Annotated in this window: 18 protein-coding genes and 1 pseudogene; all 19 read left to right on the plus strand. The window is 73.6% G+C overall.

Annotated elements, in window-relative coordinates; genetic code table 11:
* Window positions 1–180, plus strand: a pseudogene (locus tag ACFSBI_RS05230) (hypothetical protein); the annotation flags it as partial.
* Entirely contained in the window at window positions 177–665 is a 489-nt protein-coding gene (ruvX, locus tag ACFSBI_RS05235; RefSeq protein WP_377932971.1) for a Holliday junction resolvase RuvX, read from the plus strand. The pseudogene ACFSBI_RS05230 and the gene ruvX, both read left to right, overlap by 4 nt.
* Before the next feature lie 5 nt (window positions 666–670).
* Window positions 671–1,834, plus strand: a complete 1,164-nt coding sequence (gene mltG / locus ACFSBI_RS05240) for an endolytic transglycosylase MltG (protein WP_377932747.1) — start codon at window positions 671–673, stop codon at window positions 1,832–1,834.
* 4 nt (window positions 1,835–1,838) lie between these two features.
* Window positions 1,839–2,636: a shikimate dehydrogenase gene (locus tag ACFSBI_RS05245; RefSeq protein ID WP_377932749.1), complete on the plus strand. Its 798-nt coding sequence runs from the start codon at window positions 1,839–1,841 to the stop codon at window positions 2,634–2,636.
* A 49-nt stretch (window positions 2,637–2,685) separates the two neighbouring features.
* Window positions 2,686–3,882, plus strand: coding sequence for a chorismate synthase (gene aroC / locus ACFSBI_RS05250; protein ID WP_377932751.1), 1,197 nt, complete (start codon window positions 2,686–2,688; stop codon window positions 3,880–3,882).
* On the plus strand, window positions 3,879–4,382 hold the full coding sequence (locus ACFSBI_RS05255) for a shikimate kinase (protein ID WP_377932753.1): 504 nt from the start codon (window positions 3,879–3,881) through the stop codon (window positions 4,380–4,382). The genes aroC and ACFSBI_RS05255 overlap by 4 nt, the downstream gene beginning before the upstream one ends.
* Window positions 4,379–5,455, plus strand: a complete 1,077-nt coding sequence (gene aroB / locus ACFSBI_RS05260; RefSeq protein ID WP_377932755.1) for a 3-dehydroquinate synthase — start codon at window positions 4,379–4,381, stop codon at window positions 5,453–5,455. Before ACFSBI_RS05255 ends, aroB begins: the two co-directional genes overlap by 4 nt.
* A gap of 64 nt (window positions 5,456–5,519) precedes the next feature.
* Window positions 5,520–6,527, plus strand: a complete 1,008-nt coding sequence (locus tag ACFSBI_RS05265) for a cation diffusion facilitator family transporter (RefSeq protein ID WP_377932757.1) — start codon at window positions 5,520–5,522, stop codon at window positions 6,525–6,527.
* A 9-nt stretch (window positions 6,528–6,536) separates the two neighbouring features.
* Window positions 6,537–6,986, plus strand: a complete 450-nt coding sequence (locus ACFSBI_RS05270; RefSeq protein WP_377932759.1) for a type II 3-dehydroquinate dehydratase — start codon at window positions 6,537–6,539, stop codon at window positions 6,984–6,986.
* A 44-nt stretch (window positions 6,987–7,030) separates the two neighbouring features.
* On the plus strand, window positions 7,031–7,591 hold the full coding sequence (gene efp / locus ACFSBI_RS05275; RefSeq protein ID WP_377932761.1) for an elongation factor P: 561 nt from the start codon (window positions 7,031–7,033) through the stop codon (window positions 7,589–7,591).
* Window positions 7,591–8,013, plus strand: coding sequence for a transcription antitermination factor NusB (nusB, locus tag ACFSBI_RS05280; protein WP_377932763.1), 423 nt, complete (start codon window positions 7,591–7,593; stop codon window positions 8,011–8,013). Before efp ends, nusB begins: the two co-directional genes overlap by 1 nt.
* Window positions 8,014–8,516: 503 nt before the next feature.
* The gene (locus ACFSBI_RS05285) at window positions 8,517–9,734 is read left to right on the plus strand and encodes a hypothetical protein (protein WP_377932765.1); all 1,218 of its coding nucleotides are present in this window, start codon (window positions 8,517–8,519) and stop codon (window positions 9,732–9,734) included.
* A gap of 118 nt (window positions 9,735–9,852) precedes the next feature.
* Window positions 9,853–10,377 (plus strand): bifunctional pyr operon transcriptional regulator/uracil phosphoribosyltransferase PyrR, encoded by a 525-nt coding sequence (gene pyrR / locus ACFSBI_RS05290; RefSeq protein WP_377932767.1) that lies wholly within the window; start codon window positions 9,853–9,855, stop codon window positions 10,375–10,377.
* Entirely contained in the window at window positions 10,374–11,321 is a 948-nt protein-coding gene (locus ACFSBI_RS05295; protein ID WP_377932769.1) for an aspartate carbamoyltransferase catalytic subunit, read from the plus strand. The genes pyrR and ACFSBI_RS05295 overlap by 4 nt, the downstream gene beginning before the upstream one ends.
* Window positions 11,318–12,625, plus strand: coding sequence for a dihydroorotase (locus ACFSBI_RS05300; protein ID WP_377932771.1), 1,308 nt, complete (start codon window positions 11,318–11,320; stop codon window positions 12,623–12,625). The genes ACFSBI_RS05295 and ACFSBI_RS05300 overlap by 4 nt, the downstream gene beginning before the upstream one ends.
* Window positions 12,619–13,125 carry a PH-like domain-containing protein gene (locus ACFSBI_RS05305; protein ID WP_377932773.1) on the plus strand — a complete coding sequence of 169 codons (507 nt, stop codon included), beginning with the start codon at window positions 12,619–12,621 and terminating at the stop codon, window positions 13,123–13,125. The genes ACFSBI_RS05300 and ACFSBI_RS05305 overlap by 7 nt, the downstream gene beginning before the upstream one ends.
* Window positions 13,125–14,312 (plus strand): glutamine-hydrolyzing carbamoyl-phosphate synthase small subunit, encoded by a 1,188-nt coding sequence (carA, locus tag ACFSBI_RS05310; protein ID WP_377932775.1) that lies wholly within the window; start codon window positions 13,125–13,127, stop codon window positions 14,310–14,312. The genes ACFSBI_RS05305 and carA overlap by 1 nt, the downstream gene beginning before the upstream one ends.
* Complete coding sequence (gene carB / locus ACFSBI_RS05315; protein WP_377932777.1) at window positions 14,312–17,635, plus strand: carbamoyl-phosphate synthase large subunit; 3,324 nt, start codon at window positions 14,312–14,314, stop codon at window positions 17,633–17,635. The genes carA and carB overlap by 1 nt, the downstream gene beginning before the upstream one ends.
* Complete coding sequence (pyrF, locus tag ACFSBI_RS05320; RefSeq protein WP_377932779.1) at window positions 17,635–18,501, plus strand: orotidine-5'-phosphate decarboxylase; 867 nt, start codon at window positions 17,635–17,637, stop codon at window positions 18,499–18,501. Before carB ends, pyrF begins: the two co-directional genes overlap by 1 nt.
* Window positions 18,502–18,508: the final 7 nt, after the last annotated feature.

Here is an 18,508-nt window from a genome sequence, read left to right on the forward strand (position 1 = left end):
GGCGGCGGGGGCGGGGCCCCGCAGGCCCGGCCCCGCTCAGGAGCGGATCCCCGCCGCGGCGGCCCCGAGCGCGCCGGCGCGGCGCCGGGCGTCGGCGACGACATCGCGCAGGGCGGCGGCGCCGACGCCGGGCGCATCGCCGACGCGCTCGAGGCCGTCGCGGCGGGGATCCGCTCCTGAGCGGGGCCGCGCCTGCGGCGCCGCGCCGCGGCGTCCGGCTGGGCGTCGACGTGGGCACGGTCCGCGTCGGCGTCGCGCGCTCCGACCCGGACGGCCTGCTGGCGGTGCCGGTGGAGACCGTCGCGCGCCGCGGCGACCCCGGTCCGGCGGTGCGGCGGATCCTCGAGATCGCGGACGAGACGGGTGCGGTCGAGCTGGTCGTCGGGCTGCCCGTCGCGCTGTCCGGCCGCGAGACCGCCTCGACCGCGGACGCCCGCGCGGTCGCCGCGCTGCTGGCCGAGGGGCCGCTCCCGGTGCGCCTCGTGGACGAGCGGCTGACCACCGTCAGCGCGCAGGGAGCGCTCCGCGCGTCCGGCCGAAAGACCCGCGGGACCAGGGCCGTCGTGGATCAGGTCGCCGCGGTGGTACTTTTGCAGCACGCCCTCGACGCCGAGCGGTCCTCCGGGACGGCGCCGGGAGCACTCCTCGACCCGAACCGGAAGTAGTCCTCGTGGCGCACACCCCTGGACAGCAGCAGGACCCGGCCGACGAGTTCGGAAAGCTGCTCGCCAGCCCGCCCGACGACGGAGACGAGCCGCCGCGGCACGGCAGGGAGCGCCGCAAGCGCCGCCGGATCTGGCCCTGGGCGATCGGCATGCTGCTCGTGATCGTGCTCGCCGTCGCGGGCGCCGGCTGGTTCGCCTACACGACCTACCCCGACCAGGTGAAGGCGCTCTTCGGCTGGAGCAACGACTACAGCGGTCCGGGCGAGGGCAGCGTGCGCGTCGAGATCCGCCCCGGCGACTACGGGCAGGACGTCGCGGCGACGCTCGTCCAGCAGGGCGTCACGAAGACGCAGGCCGCGTTCTACGACCTGCTGCTGAAGACGAAGCCCGAGCCGTCCCTGCAGCCCGGCACCTACGACCTGCGGCACCACATGAGCGCCGAGGCGGCGCTGAAGGCGCTGCAGGACCCGGCGAACCGCGTCGAGTCCACCGTGGCGATCCCCGAGGGATCCACCTCGAAGCAGATCCTCCAGATCGCCGCCGGTGCGACGGGCGTGCCGCTGGCCGACCTGAAGGCGGCCGCGAAGGACTACGAGCAGTTCGGCATCCCGAAGTCGGCGCCGAACATCGAGGGCTGGCTCTTCCCGGCGACCTACACCTTCCAGCCGGACACGTCGGCGAAGGCGATGCTGCAGGCGATGGTCGACCGCATGAAGCAGGCGCTGGACGAGGCCGGCGTCGCGCCGAAGGACCGCGAGAAGACGCTGATCCTCGCCGGGCTGGTGCAGAAGGAGAGCAACGGCGTCGACGACGCGAAGGTCGCCCGCGTGTTCCTCAACCGGATCAAGGAGGGCATGCCCCTCCAGTCCGACGCGACCGTGAGCTACGGCGCGGGCGGGACCACCGTCGTGCCGACGCCGGCGGAGAAGGCCGACAAGAACGGGTACAACACCTACCTCCGGAACGGGCTGCCGATCGGCCCCATCTCCAGCCCCGGCGACGTGGCCATCAAGGCAGCCGTCTCGCCTGCGAAGGGCAAGTGGCTCTACTTCGTGACGGTGAACCTGGAGACCGGCGAGACGAAGTTCGCGACCACCTACGCGCAGCACCAGAAGAACGCGGACGAGTTCCTGAAGTGGCTCGCCGCGCACCCCTCCTACGCGAAGTAGGCCGGTGACGGGCCGCCTGGCCGTGCTCGGCTCGCCGATCGCGCACTCCCGCTCGCCGCTGCTGCACGACGCCGCGGCGCGGGTGCTCGGGCTCGACCGGCGCTACGAGCGGATCGAGGTGCGCGAGGACGGGCTCCGGGCCTTCCTCGGCGGCCTCGGCGCCGATTGGGTGGGGCTCTCGCTGACGATGCCGCTGAAGCGGGCGGTGCTGCCGCTGGTCGGCGGGCACGACCCGCTCGTCGCGCGGCTGGGGCTCGCGAACACCGTGGTGCTCGGCGAGCGGCCCGGGCTCTTCAACACCGACGTCGGCGGCGTCGAGGCGGTGCTGGCGGACCTCGTCGGCGCACGCCGCGCCGTGGTGCTGGGCGCCGGGGCGACGGCGGCGAGCGCGCTCGAGGCGCTCGCCCGCCTCGGCGTCGAGCACCGCACCGTCGCCGCACGGCGTCCCGCGGCGGCGGCGGGGCTCGGCGATCTCGCGACGGAGGTGGTCGAGCTCTCCGCCGCGCCGCTGGCGGACGCGGACGTCGTCGTGTCGACGCTGCCCGGCGGCGCCGACGCGGTGCTCGACGTGCCTGCGCGGGTGCCGGGCACGCCGCTGCTCGACGTCGCCTACGACCCGTGGCCCTCCGCCCTCGGCGCCGCCTGGGCCGCCGCGGGCGGCACCCTCCGGCACGGGCTCGAGATGCTGGTGGAGCAGGCCGTGCTCCAGGTCCGCCTGTTCACGGGCGGGACGCTCGCGGAGCCGATCGACCGCGAGCCCGAGGTCCGCGCCGTCATGCGCGACGCCGTCGGGCTGGGGTGATCCGGGAGCGGCCCGGCCGCCGGGCCGGGGCATGGGAGGATCGCTGACGATGTTGCGCTGGTTGACCGCCGGTGAGTCGCACGGCCCGAGCCTCACCGCCATCCTCGAGGGGCTGCCCGCGGGCGTGCCCGTGTCCGGCGACGCCGTGCGGGCCGACCTCGCCCGACGAAGGCTCGGCGCGGGGCGGGGGTCGCGGCAGAAGTTCGAGCAGGACGAGCTCGGGATCACGGGCGGCGTCGTGCAGGGCCGCACCATCGGCGCACCGATCGCGCTCACGATCGGCAACACCGAGTGGCCGAAGTGGCGCGAGGTGATGAGCCCCGAGGAGACGCCCCTCTCGGACGCCTCCCGCGGTCGCGGCGCGCCGCTGACCCGGCCGCGCCCGGGGCACGCGGATCTCACGGGGATGCAGAAGTACGGCTTCGACCAGGCCCGCCCGGTCCTCGAGCGGGCGAGCGCCCGCGAGACCGCCGCGCGGGTCGCGCTCGGCGCGGTCGCCCGCGCGTTCCTCGCCGAGCTCGGCGTCCAGGTCGTCAGCCACGTCGTGGCGATCGGTCCCGTCGCGGTGCCCGAGGAGTCGCCCGTGCCGTCGCCGGCGGACCGCGACCGCATCGACGCCGACCCGGTGCGCTGCGCCGACGCCGCCACCGCCGCACGGATGCTCGACGAGATCGACGACGCGCACCGGGCGGGCGACACCCTCGGTGGGGTCGTCGAGGTGGTCGCGACCGGCCTGCCGCCCGGGCTCGGCTCCTACGTGCACGGCGACCGCCGCCTCGATGCGCGGCTGGCCGCCGCCCTGATGGGGATCCAGGCCATCAAGGGCGTCGAGGTCGGCGACGGGTTCCGCACCGCCGCACGGCGCGGCTCCGCGGCCCACGACGAGCTGGTGCTCACCGACGGCGTCGTCGAGCGCGCGACGGACCGCGCGGGCGGCATCGAGGGCGGGATGACCACCGGGCAGCGGCTGCGGGTCAGGGCCGCGATGAAGCCGATCTCCACCGTCCCGCGGGCGCTGCGGACGGTCGACGTGGCCACCGGGGAGGCGGCGTCGGCGCACCACCAGCGCTCCGACGTCTGCGCCGTGCCCGCCGCCGGCGTGGTCGCGGAGGCGATGGTCGCGCTCGTGCTCGCGGACGCGATGGTGGAGAAGTTCGGCGGGGACGCCGTGACCGAGACCCGGCGCAACCTCGAGGCCTACCTCGAGGCGATCCCCGCGACGCTCCGGAGCGGCTCGGGCCTGTGAGCCGCACGATCGCGCTCATCGGGCCGATGGGCGCGGGCAAGTCGTCGATCGGGCGACGGGTCGCGAAGCATCTCGACCGCCGCTTCGTCGACACCGACGCGGCGATCGCCCGCGAGCACGGGCCGGTGCCGGAGCTCTTCGCGCGGCACGGCGAGGCCGCGTTCCGCGCGATCGAGCGCGGTGTGGTGCAGCGGGAGCTGGCGGCGGGCGGCGTCGTCGCCCTCGGCGGCGGAGCGGTGCTCGACCCGGGCACGCGCGAGGACCTGTCGGACTGCACGGTCGTGCTCCTCACGGTCGACGAGCAGGCGGTGGCGGAGCGGATCGCCGCGGGCGGCCGCCCGCTGCTCACGGACGGGCTCGCGTCCTGGCGGCGCATCGCGGCCGAGCGCGCGCCGGTCTACGCGGCGCTCGCCGACGTGGTCGTCGACACGTCGAGACGACCCATGACCCGGATCGCCGCGGAGCTCGCGGAGGCGCTGCGGCAGGAGGAGGAGCGATGAGCGCGACGGAGCGGATCCCGGTGCGGGGCGCGGGGGAGTACGACGTGGTCGTCGGCCGCGGGCTCGGCGACGAGCTGGAGCGGCTGATGCCCGCCGGCGCGAAGAAGGCCCTCCTGATCCACCAGCCGGTGCAGGCGCGGCGGGCGGACGCCGTCCGCGAGCGCTTCGCGGGCCGCGTCGAGGTCCTGACGGCGGAGGTGCCGGACGCGGAGGACGCGAAGCGGATCGAGGTGGCCGCGTTCTGCTGGGGCATCCTCGGCCAGGCGGACCTCGGCCGCGGTGACGTCGTCATCGGGCTGGGCGGCGGCGCGGTCACCGACCTCGCCGGCTTCGTGGCGGCGACCTGGCTGCGCGGCGTCCCGTTCATCGCCCTGCCGACGAGCGTCCTCGGCATGGTCGACGCGGCCGTCGGCGGGAAGACCGGCATCAACACGACCGAGGGCAAGAACCTGGTCGGCGCGTTCGCCCCGCCGATCGGCGTGCTCGCCGACCTCGACGTGCTCGAGACCCTGCCCCGCAACGACCTGCTGGCAGGCTTCGCCGAGGTCGCGAAGTGCGGCTTCATCGCCGACACCGGCATCCTCGACGCCCTCACCGCGGATGTCGAGGAGGCGACCGACCCCGCGTCGGAGGTCTTCGCCGACCTCGTCGCCCGGGCGATCCGGGTGAAGGCGGAGGTGGTCGGCGAGGACTTCCGCGAGCAGGGGCGCCGCGAGATCCTGAACTACGGCCACACCCTCGGTCACGCGGTCGAGTACGCCGAGCGCTACCGCTGGCGGCACGGCGCCGCGATCAGCGTCGGCATGGTCTTCGTCGCGGAGCTCGCGCGGCTGGTCGGGCGCCTCGACGACGACGGCGTCGCGCTGCACCGCGAGGTCCTCGGGTCGCTGGGGCTGCCGCTCACCTACCCCGGCGACCGCTGGGACGCGCTGAAGACGGCGATGCGCCGCGACAAGAAGAGCCGCGCCGGCCTGCTCCGCTTCGTGCTGCTCGACGGGATCGGCCGCACGAGCATCCTGAACGGCCCGGAGGACCACCTGCTCTTCACCGCCTTCCAGGAGGTCGCCGCCTGACGGCCGCGCCCCCGCCGGCTCGGCGCTCGGCGCACGTCCGGGACCCCGGGGGCAGACTCACGGCGTGCCGAGGAGTCGTCAGGACCGAGGAGGGGGCGGCTCGCTCCTGACCGTGCTCGTCGCGCTGGGCGCCAACGTGCTCGTCGCGATCGCGAAGTCGATCGCGGCGCTGCTCACGGGCTCCGCGTCGATGGTCGCCGAGTCCGCGCACTCGTGGGCCGACAGCGGCAACGAGGTCTTCCTGCTGATCGCGGAGCGGCGCTCGCGCAAGCAGCCGGACGATTTGCACCCCCTCGGGTACGGCCGGGACACCTACGTCTGGTCGCTCTTCGCCGCCGTCGGCCTCTTCACCGTCGGCGCGGTGCTGTCGATTCAGCACGGCATCGCCGAGCTGACCGCGGACGAGCCCGCCGAGGACAGCCTGATCGCCTACATCGTGCTCGGGGTCGCCTTCCTGCTCGAGGGCACGTCCTTCCTCCGCAGCGTGCACCAGGCGCGGCAGGAGGCGTCCGATCAGGACCAGGAGGTCCTCGAGCACGTGCTGCGCACGTCCGACCCGACGGTGCGGGCCGTGTTCTTCGAGGACGCGGCGGCGCTGATCGGGCTCGTCATCGCCGCCGCGGGCATCGCGACGCACCAGATCACGGGCTCGGCCGTCTACGACGCGATCGGCTCGATCGCCATCGGCGTCCTCCTCGGCGTGGTCGCCGTCGTCCTGATCCAGGTGAACCGGCAGTTCCTGATCGGCCAGGTGCCGCCGCCGCGGACCGTGCGGGCGGTGCTGCGCCTGCTGCTCGCGGAGCCCGAGGTCGAGTCGGTCTCCTACCTGCACGTCGAGTTCGTCGGGCCCTCGAGGGTCTTCCTCGTCGCCGCGGTTGACCTCGTCGGCGACCAGGTCGAGCACGAGACGGCGGCGCGCCTGGTCGCCGTCGCGAGAGCGGTCGAGCGTGACGAGCACGTCGTCGAGGCGGTGCTCACCCTGAGCGAGCCCGGCGCGCGGAAGCTGCAGGTCGAGGAGGCCCAGAGCGCGGGCAACGAGATCGGCGGACGCTCGGCGGCGGTCGCTCGGTAGGGTCGGCGCGTGACGCGCGTCCTCGTCCTGAACGGCCCGAACCTGCAGCGGCTCGGCAGCCGCCAGCCGGACGTGTACGGCACGACCACCCTGGGCGACGTCGCGGCCGGGCTCGCCGCCGCCGCTCCGGACGGCTTCGAGGTCGAGCTGCGCCAGACCGACGACGAGGCGACGCTGATCGGCTGGCTGCACGAGGCCGCCGACACCGCGTCGCCCGTGATCCTGAACCCCGCCGCGTTCACCCACTACTCGTACGCGCTGCACGACGCCGTGCTGATCGTGACCGAGACCGGGCTCCCGCTCATCGAGGTGCACATCTCCAACCCGCAGGCCCGCGACGAGTTCCGGCACGTCTCGGTGGTGTCCCCGGTCGCCACCGGGGTGATCGCGGGGCTCGGCACGGACGGCTACGGCCTCGCCCTCGAGTGGATCGTGAGGCGCGCGGGACGGGCCCGGTAGACTCCTCCGTCGGCTTCAGGAGCCGAAGACTCGAAGGAGGCACCATGGCCAGCACCGCCGACATCCGCAACGGCGTCGTCCTCTCCATCGACGGGCAGCTCTGGAGCGTCGTCGAGTTCCAGCACGTCAAGCCGGGCAAGGGCGGGGCGTTCGTCCGCACCAAGCTGAAGAACGTCGTCACCGGCAAGGTCGTCGACCGCACGTACAACGCCGGCGCGAAGGTCGACATCGAGAACGTCGACCGCCGCGACTACCAGTACCTGTACAAGGACGGCGACGACTTCGTCTTCATGGACGGCGAGACGTACGAGCAGCTGCCCATCCCCGCCGCCACCGTCGGGTCGGCCGCCGACTACCTGCTCGAGAACCAGTCGGCGACGATCGCCATGAACAACGGCAACGCCCTCTACGTCGAGCTGCCCGCGTCCGTCGTCCTCGAGGTCACCTACACCGAGCCGGGCCTGCAGGGCGACCGCTCGAGCGCGGGGACGAAGCCGGCGACGCTCGAGACCGGGGCCGAGATCCAGGTGCCGCTGTTCCTCGAGACCGGCACGAAGGTCAAGGTCGACACCCGCAGCGGCGACTACCTGGGTCGCGTCTCCTAGTGTCCGCACGCACCAAGTCGCGCCGCCGGGCGCTCGACGTGCTGTTCAGCGCGGACGTGCGGGGCGACACGATCGAGCAGGCGCTCGAGGCGGAGTCGCTGCGCGCGGCCTCCCGCCCCGAGCGCGCGAACAGCTGGCCGTACGCCCGCGAGATCGTCCAGGGCGTGATCGACCACGAGGACGAGATCGACCTGCTGATCACCCGGCACTCCACCTCCTGGCGCATCGAGCGGATGCCGGCGGTCGACCGCGGCATCCTCCGGATGGCGGTCTGGGAGGCCCGCTTCAACGACGAGGTCCCCGTCGGCGTCGCGATCGACGAGGCCGTGGAGCTCGCGAAGGAGCTGTCCACCGACGACAGCCCGAAGTTCGTCAACGGCGTCCTGAACGCGATCGTCAAGGAGCCCGCGCTCGGCTCCTGAGCCCCCGCGGAGCCCCGTGCAACGCGCAGCGGCCTGTGCGATCGCTCGAGGCGTTACCCACGCCGCCATGCGTTGCCCGCGCGCGCCACGGCCGGCCCGGTCAGGCCTCCTCGGACCCCCTAGCCCTGCCCGACGTTTGTGAACAGGCCGATGACCCGCCCGTCCGCCGCACCGGCGAAGCCGTGGAGGACGATCTGCCCCGCCTCCCACCCGATCGCGCGACGTGGCATCGCAGTCGGCGAGCGACAGCTCCAGCGTCCGATGCGCGAGGCGCGGCTTGCCGTCCCGCCAGACCTTGTCGCTGGTCAGGCGAGTGAGGCCAGGCAGCACCTTCACCTGCTCCAGCAACGGCGGTGCGGTGAGGTGTCCCACCGCTGACTTGAATGCGATCTGCCCTCCATGCCCGGGAAAACGGGGAAGCCGCGTGGGCGCGCTCTTCCTACGTTCAGGACAACCTGATCCGGTGACGGAGCCGGACAAGCAGGTCGACCAAAGGAGTTCGCATGCGGATCCCCCGGCGAGCGGTGGCCATCACGATGGCCGCGCTCGTTCCACTCGGCGTCGTCGCCACGGCTCAGCCCGCGGTAGCGGTGTCGGGCTACCGCGTCACGACGCAGTACATCGGCGGCGGCAGCACGGTGAACGTGCGTAGCGCTGCCAGCACGACCAGCTCAGTGGTGCAAACACTTCCCGTGCAGACCGCGATCGAAATCGACTGTCAGCTCGTCGGCGGCCGTCTCGGCTTTTCCCAGTACGCCGAAAACCGCACCTGGGACCGGCTGACCAACGGGCGCTACGTCCACGACGCGGTGACGACCACGCCCGGCGGAGCGCGGATCGCCTTGTCCGACGGCGGGTATGTCGCCTGGTCGAGCACCGTTCCGCGCTGCGCCGCACCGACCGCCTCGTCGTCGGCGCCCGCGCAACCCGCCGCGCAGACGTTCAGGGCAACGACGCAGTACATCGGAGGTGGCGCCACCGTGAACATCCGACGCTCGGCGGACGTTGGAAGTCCCGTCGCTCGCACTGAGGTGGACGGGTCAACGATAGCGATCGTGTGTCAGCTCGTCGGCAGTCGGCTCGGCTTCTCGCAGTACGCCGACAATCGGACCTGGGACCGGCTCGCCGACAACACCTACGTCCACGATGTCGTCACTACCACGCCTGGCGGCCCGCGTTCCGCGATCGACGGCGGCGGCTACGTGGCCTGGAGTGCAGCTCTTCCCCGGTGCACGAGCGGTAGCGCCCCTTCATCAACTCAAGCGGTTCTATCCTCGCCCGCAGCGCGTGCTGTGCGGTGGGCGGCTGACCGCAAGGGGGAGGTCACCGCTTCCGCCGACGTGCAGCGCCTCTTTTCCGATTGGGCGGCTGACGGCGCATTGGCCGGCGAGTGGTCCGGCGACTGCCCGAAGTTCGTCCAGGCCGCATGGAAGCAGGTTGGCGTCTCGCCCAAGACTGGTAAGGCCAGCGTGATCTATGCAAAGTACGGCTCGCCGACCAACGGTCGGTCAGCGGCTCCGGTCGGTGCCCTCGTGTTCTGGCCGACGGCAGCTCGCGGCGTCGGTCACGTCGCGATCTCCGACGGCCAGGGCGGCGTATGGAGCACCGTCGGACAAGACGGAGATCGGGCGCCGATCGCGTATCGCCTGATCGCCGACATCGCTCACCATGGCGCGCCCGGATGGCCGTCGGGGTGGCCAGCGGGCTGGTCGATGCCCTGACCCAGAAACGATTCGGACAGGGGTCGGCGTCGACGCGTCGGCCCCTGTCCGGACTCCGCGCTAGGCTCGCCCGCGATCACCTTTAAGGACCGTCCTGCGAGACGGGGAAGGAGGTCGGATGGCGGAGCGCACCCTGCTCCAGGCCGACGACGTGCGCCGCGCGATCACGCGGATGGCGCACGAGCTCGTGGAGCACGACCCCGACGCCCGGCGGCTCGTCCTGCTCGGCATCCCCACCCGCGGCGCCGTCCTCGCGCAGCGCCTCGGCGAGCAGGTGGACCGGATCGCTGGGCGCCCGGTCCCGGTCGGCACCCTCGACACGACGCTCTACCGCGACGACCTCGCGGGTCAGCCGACACGGCCCACCCGGCGCACCGAGGTGCCGGTGGACCTCGACGGCGCGACCGTCGTCCTCGTCGACGACGTGCTGTACTCGGGCCGCACCGTCCGCGCCGCGCTCGACGCGCTGACCGCCTTCGGCCGCCCGGCGGTCGTGCGGCTCGCGGTGCTCGTCGACCGCGGCCACCGCGAGCTGCCGATCCGCCCGGACGCCGTCGGCCGCAACCTGCCGTCCGCGAAGTCGGAGCGCGTCCGCGTGCTGCTCGCGGAGACCGACGGGGAGGACCGGGTCACGATCGAATGAGCGAGCACCTCCTGACCACCCGCGGCTTCACCCGCGACTCGGCCGTCGCGCTGCTCGACGTCGCCGAGGACATGGCCGACACCCAGCGCCGGAGCGTGAAGAAGCTGCCGACGCTGCGCGGCACGACGGTCGTCAACCTGTTCTTCGAGGACTCGACCCGCACCCGGCTCTCCTTCGAGGCCGCCGCGAAGCGGCTCTCGGCCGACGTCATCACCTTCAGCGCGAAGGGCTCGTCGGTCTCCAAGGGCGAGAGCCTGCAGGACACCGCGCAGACGCTGCAGGCGATGGGCGCCGACGGCATCGTGATCCGCCACTCCTCCTCCGGCGCCGCGCACGTGCTCGCGACCAGCGGCTGGACCCGGGCCGGCGTCGTGAACGCCGGCGACGGCACCCACGAGCACCCGACGCAGGCGCTGCTCGACGCCTTCACGATCCGCAAGCGCCGCCACGGGGACGACTCGCGCGGCCGCGACCTCGCCGGCCTCTCGGTCGTCATCGTCGGCGACGTGCTGCACAGCCGGGTGGCGCGGTCGAACCTCTGGCTGCTCACCGCGCTCGGCGCCTCGGTGCGGCTCGTCGCCCCGCCGACCCTGCTGCCCGCGCACGTGGAGGGCTGGCCGGTGACGACCGGGATCGACCTCGACGCGGCGATCGCGGACGGCCCCGACGTCGTCATGATGCTCCGCGTGCAGCGCGAGCGGATGACCGAGGCGTTCTTCCCGTCCCCGCGCGAGTACGCGCGGCTCTACGGGCTGTCCGTCGCCCGCGCCGACGCGCTGCCGGAGGACGGGCTCGTGATGCACCCGGGCCCGATGAACCGCGGGCTCGAGATCGCGGGCGCGGTCGCGGACTCGCCGCGCTCGACGGTGCTCGAGCAGGTCCAGAACGGGATCGCCGTCCGCATGGCGGTGCTCTACGACGTCCTCGCGGGGGAGCGCGCATGACCCTGATCACCTCCGCCGCCCTCGCGGACGGCACCGTCACCGACCTCAGGATCACCGACGGCGTGGTCGCGGCGCTCGGCCGGCTCGCGCCCGAGCCGGGGGAGCGGACGCTCGACGCCGACGGGCTGCTGCTGCTCACCGGCCTCGTCGACCTGCACACGCACCTGCGGCAGCCGGGCGGCGAGGGCGCGGAGACCGTGCTCACGGGCTCGCGGGCCGCCGCCGCCGGCGGCTACACCGCCGTGCACGCGATGCCGAACACCGATCCGGCCGCCGACAGCGCCGGCGTCGTCGAGCAGGTGGCGGCGCTCGGCGAGGAGGCCGGCTACGTCGACGTGCGCCCGATCGGCGCCGTGTCGAAGGGGCGGGCGGGCCAGGAGCTCGCCGAGCTGGTCGGCATGGCGCGCTCCCGCGCCCGGGTCCGCCTCTTCAGCGACGACGGCTCGTGCGTCGCCGACCCGCTGCTGATGCGGCGCGCGCTCGAGTACGCCCGGATCGTCGACGGCGTGATCGCGCAGCACGCGGAGGAGCCGCGGCTGACCGCGGGCGCCCAGCTGCACGACGGCGCCCGCGCCGCCGACCTCGGCCTGAAGGGCTGGCCCGCGGTCGCCGAGGAGGCGATCATCGCCCGGGACGCGCTGCTCGCGGAGTCCGCCGGGGCCCGGCTGCACGTCTGCCACGTGTCCACCGCGGGCAGCGTCGACGTGATCCGCTGGGCGAAGGCCCGCGGTGTCCGCATCACGGCCGAGGTCACCCCGCACCACCTGTGGCTCACCGACGAGGCCGCCCGCGGGTACGACGCCCGGTACAAGGTGAACCCGCCGCTGCGCACCGGCGAGGACGTCGAGGCCCTCCGCGCCGCGCTCGCCGACGGTACGATCGACGCCGTCGCCACCGACCACGCCCCGCACCCGGCGGAGGCGAAGCGCAGCGAGTGGTCCGCCGCCGCCATGGGCATGGTGGGCCTCGAGACCGCCGTGCTCGTGGTCCAGGCGGCGATGGTCGAGACCGGGCTGATCGGCTGGCCGGAGGTGGAGCTCGCGATGTCCAGGCGCCCCGCCGCGATCGGCGGCCTCGCCGGTGCGGCGCTGCCCGTGCAGGTCGGCCGCCCCGCCGACCTCGTCCTGCTCGACCCGTCCGCGCGGCGCACGCTGGCGGTGACGGACCTCGCCGGCCGCAGCACCAACTCGCCCTACCTCGGGCAGGAGCTGCCCGGCCGCGTGATGGCGACCTTCCACCGCGGCGTCCCGACCGTGCTCGACGGCGTCGTCCGGGCGCACGAGGAGCTCGCGCAGCCGTGGTGAACCCCTGGTCGGTGGTGCTCGCCGTCGCGCTCGTCGTCCTCGCCCTCGCGGGCATGGCGCTGTCCTGGCGCCGCCGGCGGCGCGGTCAGCGCGGCCTCCGCCTCCCGCCCGGGCAGGTGACCGGCGCCGAGCGCGCCGCGGCCGCCGGCACGTATCTCGCGACCACGTTCGCGGGCCGTCCGCTCGACCGCGTGGTCGCCGCGGGGCTCGGCTTCCGCGCCGCGGCCCGCCTCGCCGTCGCGGACGACGGCCTGCGGATCGAGCGCGCCGGGGCCGACCCGATCGCGCTGCCCGCGGAGCGGCTCACCGGCGCGGGCAGCGGAAGCTGGGCGCTCGACCGCGGCGCGGACCGCGGCGGCCTGCTCGTCGGCGGCGGGTCGCTCGACGACGCCGACGGGCGCCCGGTGCCCGTCGAGTCCGCGTTCCGGCTCGACGCCGCAGGACAGGCGGCCGTGTCGGCAGCCCTCGTGACCCTCGTCCCCACCCCCGGAGGTGCCTGATGCCCGTGGTCGACCCCGCCGTGCTCGTGCTCGAGGACGGCCGACGCTTCCCCGGGCGCGCCTGGGGCGCCCGCGGCCGCGCCTTCGGCGAGGCGGTCTTCGCGACCGGCATGACCGGGTACCAGGAGACCCTGACCGACCCGTCGTACGCCGGCCAGATCGTCATCCAGACGGCGCCGCACATCGGCAACACCGGCATGAACGCCGAGGACCCCGAGTCGCGGCGGATCTGGGTCGCCGGCTACGCCGCGCACGCGCCGAGCCGCGTCGTGTCGAGCTTCCGCGCCGACCGCTCCCTCGACGACGACCTCGTGCGGGACGGCATCGTCGCGATCAGCGGCCTCGACACCCGCGCGGCGACCCGGCACCTGCGCGACAAGGGCGCGATGCGCGCGGGGGTCTTCTCCGGCGAGGACGCGGCGCTGGACCCGGACGCGCAGCTCGCGCTCGTGCGCGAGCAGCCGCCGATGAGCGGCCGCAACCTGTCGGCCGAGGTGAGCACGGCGCAGACGTACACGGTGGCCGCCACCGCCGAGCGGATCGGCTCGGTCGTCATCGTGGACCTCGGCATCAAGCAGGCCACCATCGACGCGCTCGCCGCCCGCGGCCTCGACGTCCACGTCGTGCCGGAGTCGGTCACGATCGACGAGCTGTACGCGCTCGAGCCGTCGGCGGTCTTCTACTCGAACGGCCCGGGCGACCCGGAGGCGAGCGAGCACCACGTGGGGCTCCTGCGCCAGGTGCTCGAGCGGCGGACGCCGTTCTTCGGCATCTGCTTCGGCAACCAGCTGCTCGGCCGAGCGCTGGGCTTCGGCACCTACAAGCTGCCCTTCGGCCACCGCGGGATCAACCAGCCGGTGGTGGACCTCCGCAGCGGCCGCATCGGGATCACGGCGCACAACCACGGCTTCGCCGTCGACGTCCCGCGCGGCGGCCCGGTCGACACCCCGGCGGGCTTCGGCCGCGCCGAGGTGACGCACATCGACCTGAACGACGACGTCGTGGAGGGCATCGCCTGCCTCGACATCCCCGCGTTCAGCGTCCAGTACCACCCCGAGGCCGCGGCCGGCCCCCACGACGCGGAGGCGCTCTTCGACCGCTTCCGCGACCTGGTCCTCGCCGAGCAGGCGGGCGGGGACGCCGCAGCGATCGCCGTCGAGACGGCACCGACCGAGGGAGCGAGCTGATGCCGAAGCGCGAGGACATCTCGAGCGTGCTGGTGATCGGGTCCGGCCCGATCGTGATCGGGCAGGCGGCCGAGTTCGACTACTCCGGCACCCAGGCGTGCCGGGTGCTCCGCGAGGAGGGCGTGCGCGTCGTCCTCGTGAACTCGAACCCGGCCACGATCATGACCGACCCCGACTTCGCCGACGCGACCTACATCGAGCCGATCACCGTCCCGGTGCTCGAGTCGATCATCGCGAAGGAGCGGCCGGACGCCGTCCTGCCGACCCTCGGCGGTCAGACCGCGCTGAACGCGGCGATCGCGCTCGAGGAGGCGGGGATCCTCGAGAAGTACGACGTCGAGCTGATCGGCGCCCGCACCGACGCCATCCGCCGGGGCGAGGACCGGCAGCTGTTCAAGGACCTGGTCATCGAGGCGGGCGCCGAGGTCGCGCGCAGCGCGATCGTCCGCAGCGTCGAGGAGGCGCTCGAGCACGCCGAGGACCTCGGCTACCCGATGGTCGTGCGCCCCTCCTTCACGATGGGCGGCCTCGGGTCGGGCTTCGCGCACACGCCGGAGGAGCTGGCGCGCTTCGTCGGCACCGGCGTGGCCGCCTCGACGGTCGGCGAGGTGCTGCTCGAGGAGTCGATCCTCGGCTGGAAGGAGTACGAGCTCGAGCTGATGCGGGACCAGGCCGACAACACGGTCGTGGTCTGCTCGATCGAGAACGTCGATCCCGTCGGCGTGCACACGGGCGACTCGATCACCGTCGCGCCGTCGCTCACGCTGACCGACCGCGAGTACCAGCGGCTGCGCGACATCGGCATCGAGATCATCCGCCTCGTCGGGGTGGACACCGGCGGCTGCAACATCCAGTTCGCGGTCGAGCCGACGACCGGGCGCGTGATCGTCATCGAGATGAACCCGCGCGTGTCCCGGTCCTCCGCGCTCGCGTCGAAGGCGACCGGTTTCCCGATCGCGAAGATCGCCGCGAAGCTCGCGCTCGGCTACCGGCTCGACGAGATCCCGAACGACATCACGGGCGTCACGCCGGCGAGCTTCGAGCCGACCCTCGACTACGTCGTGGTGAAGGCGCCCCGGTTCGCCTTCGAGAAGTTCCCCGCGGCGGACCCCCGCCTCACGACCACCATGAAGTCCGTCGGCGAGGCGATGGCCATCGGCCGGACCTTCGGGGCCGCGCTGCAGAAGGCGCTGCGCAGCCTCGAGAAGCGCGGCAGCTCGTTCACCTGGGCGGGGGAGCCCGGCGACAAGGACGCCCTGCTGCGCGAGGTGGAGGAGCCGACCGACGGCCGCATCGTGCAGGTGCAGCAGGCGATGCGCGCCGGCGCGACCGTCGACGAGGTCTATGCCGCCACGGGCATCGACCCCTGGTTCCTCGATGCGATCGCGAGCATCAACGACCTGGCGGAGGCGATCCGCACCGCGGCCGCGCTCGACGAGCCGCTGCTGCGCCTCGCGAAGGAGGAGGGCTTCTCCGACGCCCAGCTCGCCGAGCTGCGCGGCACCACCGAGGGCGAGGTCCGCGCCGAGCGGCACGGCATGGGCGTCCGCCCGGTCTACAAGACCGTCGACACCTGCGCGGGCGAGTTCCCGGCGCTGACCCCGTACCACTACTCGACCTACGACCTCGAGACCGAGGTCGCGCCCTCCGACGCCCGCAAGGTCGTGATCCTCGGCAGCGGCCCGAACCGGATCGGGCAGGGCATCGAGTTCGACTACTCCTGCGTGCACGCCGCGTTCGCGCTGAAGGACGCCGGGTACGAGACCGTCATGGTCAACTGCAACCCGGAGACGGTGTCGACCGACTACGACACCTCGGACCGCCTGTACTTCGAGCCGCTGACGCTCGAGGACGTCCTCGAGGTGATCCACGCCGAGTCCGCCAGCGGCGAGGTCGTCGGCGTCGTCGTGCAGCTGGGCGGGCAGACCGCGCTCGGACTCGCGAAGGGCCTCGAGGCCGCCGGCGTGCCGATCCTCGGCACCTCGCCCGAGTCGATCGACCTCGCCGAGGAGCGGGGGCTCTTCGCGGCGATCCTGGACGACGCCGGCCTGGTCGCACCGCGCAACGGCACGGCGGTCGACGCCCGGAGCGCGGTCGCGGTCGCGGGGGCGATCGGCTACCCGGTGCTCGTTCGTCCATCGTTCGTGCTGGGCGGGCGGGGCATGGAGATCGTGTACGACGACGAGAGCCTCGAGGGCTGGTTCGACCGCATCGCCGGGCAGGCGATCGTCGGCCCCGAGCACCCGCTGCTCGTCGACCGCTTCCTGGACGACGCGGTCGAGATCGACGTGGACGCGCTCTACGACGGCGAGACGCTCTGGATCGGCGGCGTGATGGAGCACATCGAGGAGGCCGGGATCCACTCCGGCGACTCCAGCTGCACCCTGCCGCCCGTGACGCTCGGCCGGCAGGTCGTCGACCGCGTCCGCGAGGCGACCCTCGCGATCGCACGGGGCGTCGGGGTCCGCGGCCTGCTCAACGTGCAGTTCGCCGTCGCGGCGGGCGTGCTCTACGTCCTCGAGGCGAACCCGCGGGCGTCCCGCACGGTCCCGTTCGTCTCGAAGGCGCTCGGCGTGCAGGTCGCGAAGGCGGCCGCGCGGGTGATGGCGGGGGAGTCGATCGCGTCGCTGGTCGCCGCGGGGGTGCTGCCCGAGCGCGACGGCAGCGAGGTCGGGCCGGACGCGCCGGTCGCGGTCAAGGAGGCGGTGCTGCCGTTCAAGCGGTTCCGCACCCGGGACGGCGAGGTCGTCGACAGCCTGCTCGGCCCCGAGATGCGCTCCACCGGCGAGGTGATGGGCATCGACCGGGACTTCCCGCGCGCCTTCGCGAAGAGCCAGGAGGCCGCCTACGGCGGCATGCCCCTGTCCGGCACCGCCTTCGTGTCGGTCGCCGACCGGGACAAGCGCTCGGTCGTGCTGTCGGTGCTGCGCCTCCACCAGCTCGGCTTCGCGATCGTCGCCACCGAGGGCACCGCCGAGATGCTGCACCGCAACGGCATCCCGGCCGACGTGGTGCGCAAGGTCAGCGAGCCGGAGGCGGTCGGCCCGGACGTCGTCGAGCTGATCCGCCGCGGCGAGATCGACGTCGTCGTCAACACGCCGAGCGGCCGCGACGCCCGCGCCGACGGCTACGAGATCCGCGCCGCGGCCGTCGCCGCCGACAAACCCCTGTTCACGACGGTGGCTCAGCTGTCGGCCGCGGTGGCGAGCGTGGACGCGATTCGGGCAGGATTCGACGTGACTCCCCTCCAGGAGTACGAGCGGCGCCGAGCCGTGGCAGCGATGGGGGATGCCGCAGCAGCGGCGGGCGGGACGGTTGGTTGATGGTGCGTTCGTTCGCGGACCGGCTCGGGCAGGCGTTCGCCGACCACGGGCACCTCTGCGTCGGCATCGATCCGCACGAGTACCTGCTGGCGGAGTGGGGGCTGCCCGTCTCCGCCGTCGGCGCACACGAGTTCGGGCTGCGGGTCGTCGAGGCGTGCGCGGGCCGGGTCGGGATCGTGAAGCCGCAGGTGGCCTTCTACGAGCGCTTCGGCTCGATCGGCTACAAGGTGCTCGAGGACGTGCTGAAGGAGGCGCGCGACGCGGGGCTCGTCATCGTCGGCGACGTCAAGCGCGGCGACCTCGGCTCGACCCTGGAGGCTTACGGCCAGGCGTGGCTCACGCCAGGCTCGCCGCTCGAGGTCGACGCGATGACGATCAGCGCCTACCAGGGCTTCGGGGCGCTGCGGAGCCCCCTCGACCTCGCCGCCCGCTACGGCAAGGGGCTGTTCGTGCTGTCCGCGACGTCGAACCCGGAGGCGCTGGCGGTGCAGACGGCGACGATCACGCGCGAGGCGCAGTCGGGCAAGACCCTCGCCGGGGCGCTCGCGAGCCGGGTCGTCAACTGGAACCGCACGCACTCGGAGGGCAGCCCGATCGGCTCGATCGGCGTCGTGCTCGGCGCCACCGTCGACTTCGTCGAGTACGGCATCGACCTGGCGCAGCTCGCCGCCGAGCCCGCAGCGCCCATCCTCGCGCCCGGCTTCGGCTACCAGGGCGCGCAGTTCAGCGACGTGAAGCGCCTCTTCGGCGTCGCGGCGGGCACGACGATCGTCACCGCCTCCCGCAGCATCCTCGCCTCCGGCCCGGGCGGGCTCGGCGAGTCGATCGCGCGGCAGTCCTCGCTGCTGGGGGAGGCGATCGCGTGAGACCGGT

This window comes from Amnibacterium endophyticum (assembly GCF_042680685.1).
Taxonomy (GTDB): Bacteria; Actinomycetota; Actinomycetes; order Actinomycetales; family Microbacteriaceae; genus Amnibacterium; species Amnibacterium endophyticum.

What these genes read in the sequence shown, in the direction of transcription:
- aroC (WP_377932751.1), top strand. Translation starts at nt 2,686, where the DNA reads ATGTTGCGCTGGTTGACCGCCGGTGAGTCGCACGGCCCGAGCCTCACC.
- aroB (WP_377932755.1), top strand. Translation starts at nt 4,379, where the DNA reads ATGAGCGCGACGGAGCGGATCCCGGTGCGGGGCGCGGGGGAGTACGAC.
- efp (WP_377932761.1), top strand. Translation starts at nt 7,031, where the DNA reads ATGGCCAGCACCGCCGACATCCGCAACGGCGTCGTCCTCTCCATCGAC.
- ACFSBI_RS05285 (WP_377932765.1), top strand. Translation starts at nt 8,517, where the DNA reads ATGCGGATCCCCCGGCGAGCGGTGGCCATCACGATGGCCGCGCTCGTT.
- pyrR (WP_377932767.1), top strand. Translation starts at nt 9,853, where the DNA reads ATGGCGGAGCGCACCCTGCTCCAGGCCGACGACGTGCGCCGCGCGATC.
- ACFSBI_RS05295 (WP_377932769.1), top strand. Translation starts at nt 10,374, where the DNA reads ATGAGCGAGCACCTCCTGACCACCCGCGGCTTCACCCGCGACTCGGCC.
- ACFSBI_RS05300 (WP_377932771.1), top strand. Translation starts at nt 11,318, where the DNA reads ATGACCCTGATCACCTCCGCCGCCCTCGCGGACGGCACCGTCACCGAC.
- carA (WP_377932775.1), top strand. Translation starts at nt 13,125, where the DNA reads ATGCCCGTGGTCGACCCCGCCGTGCTCGTGCTCGAGGACGGCCGACGC.
- carB (WP_377932777.1), top strand. Translation starts at nt 14,312, where the DNA reads ATGCCGAAGCGCGAGGACATCTCGAGCGTGCTGGTGATCGGGTCCGGC.
- pyrF (WP_377932779.1), top strand. Translation starts at nt 17,635, where the DNA reads ATGGTGCGTTCGTTCGCGGACCGGCTCGGGCAGGCGTTCGCCGACCAC.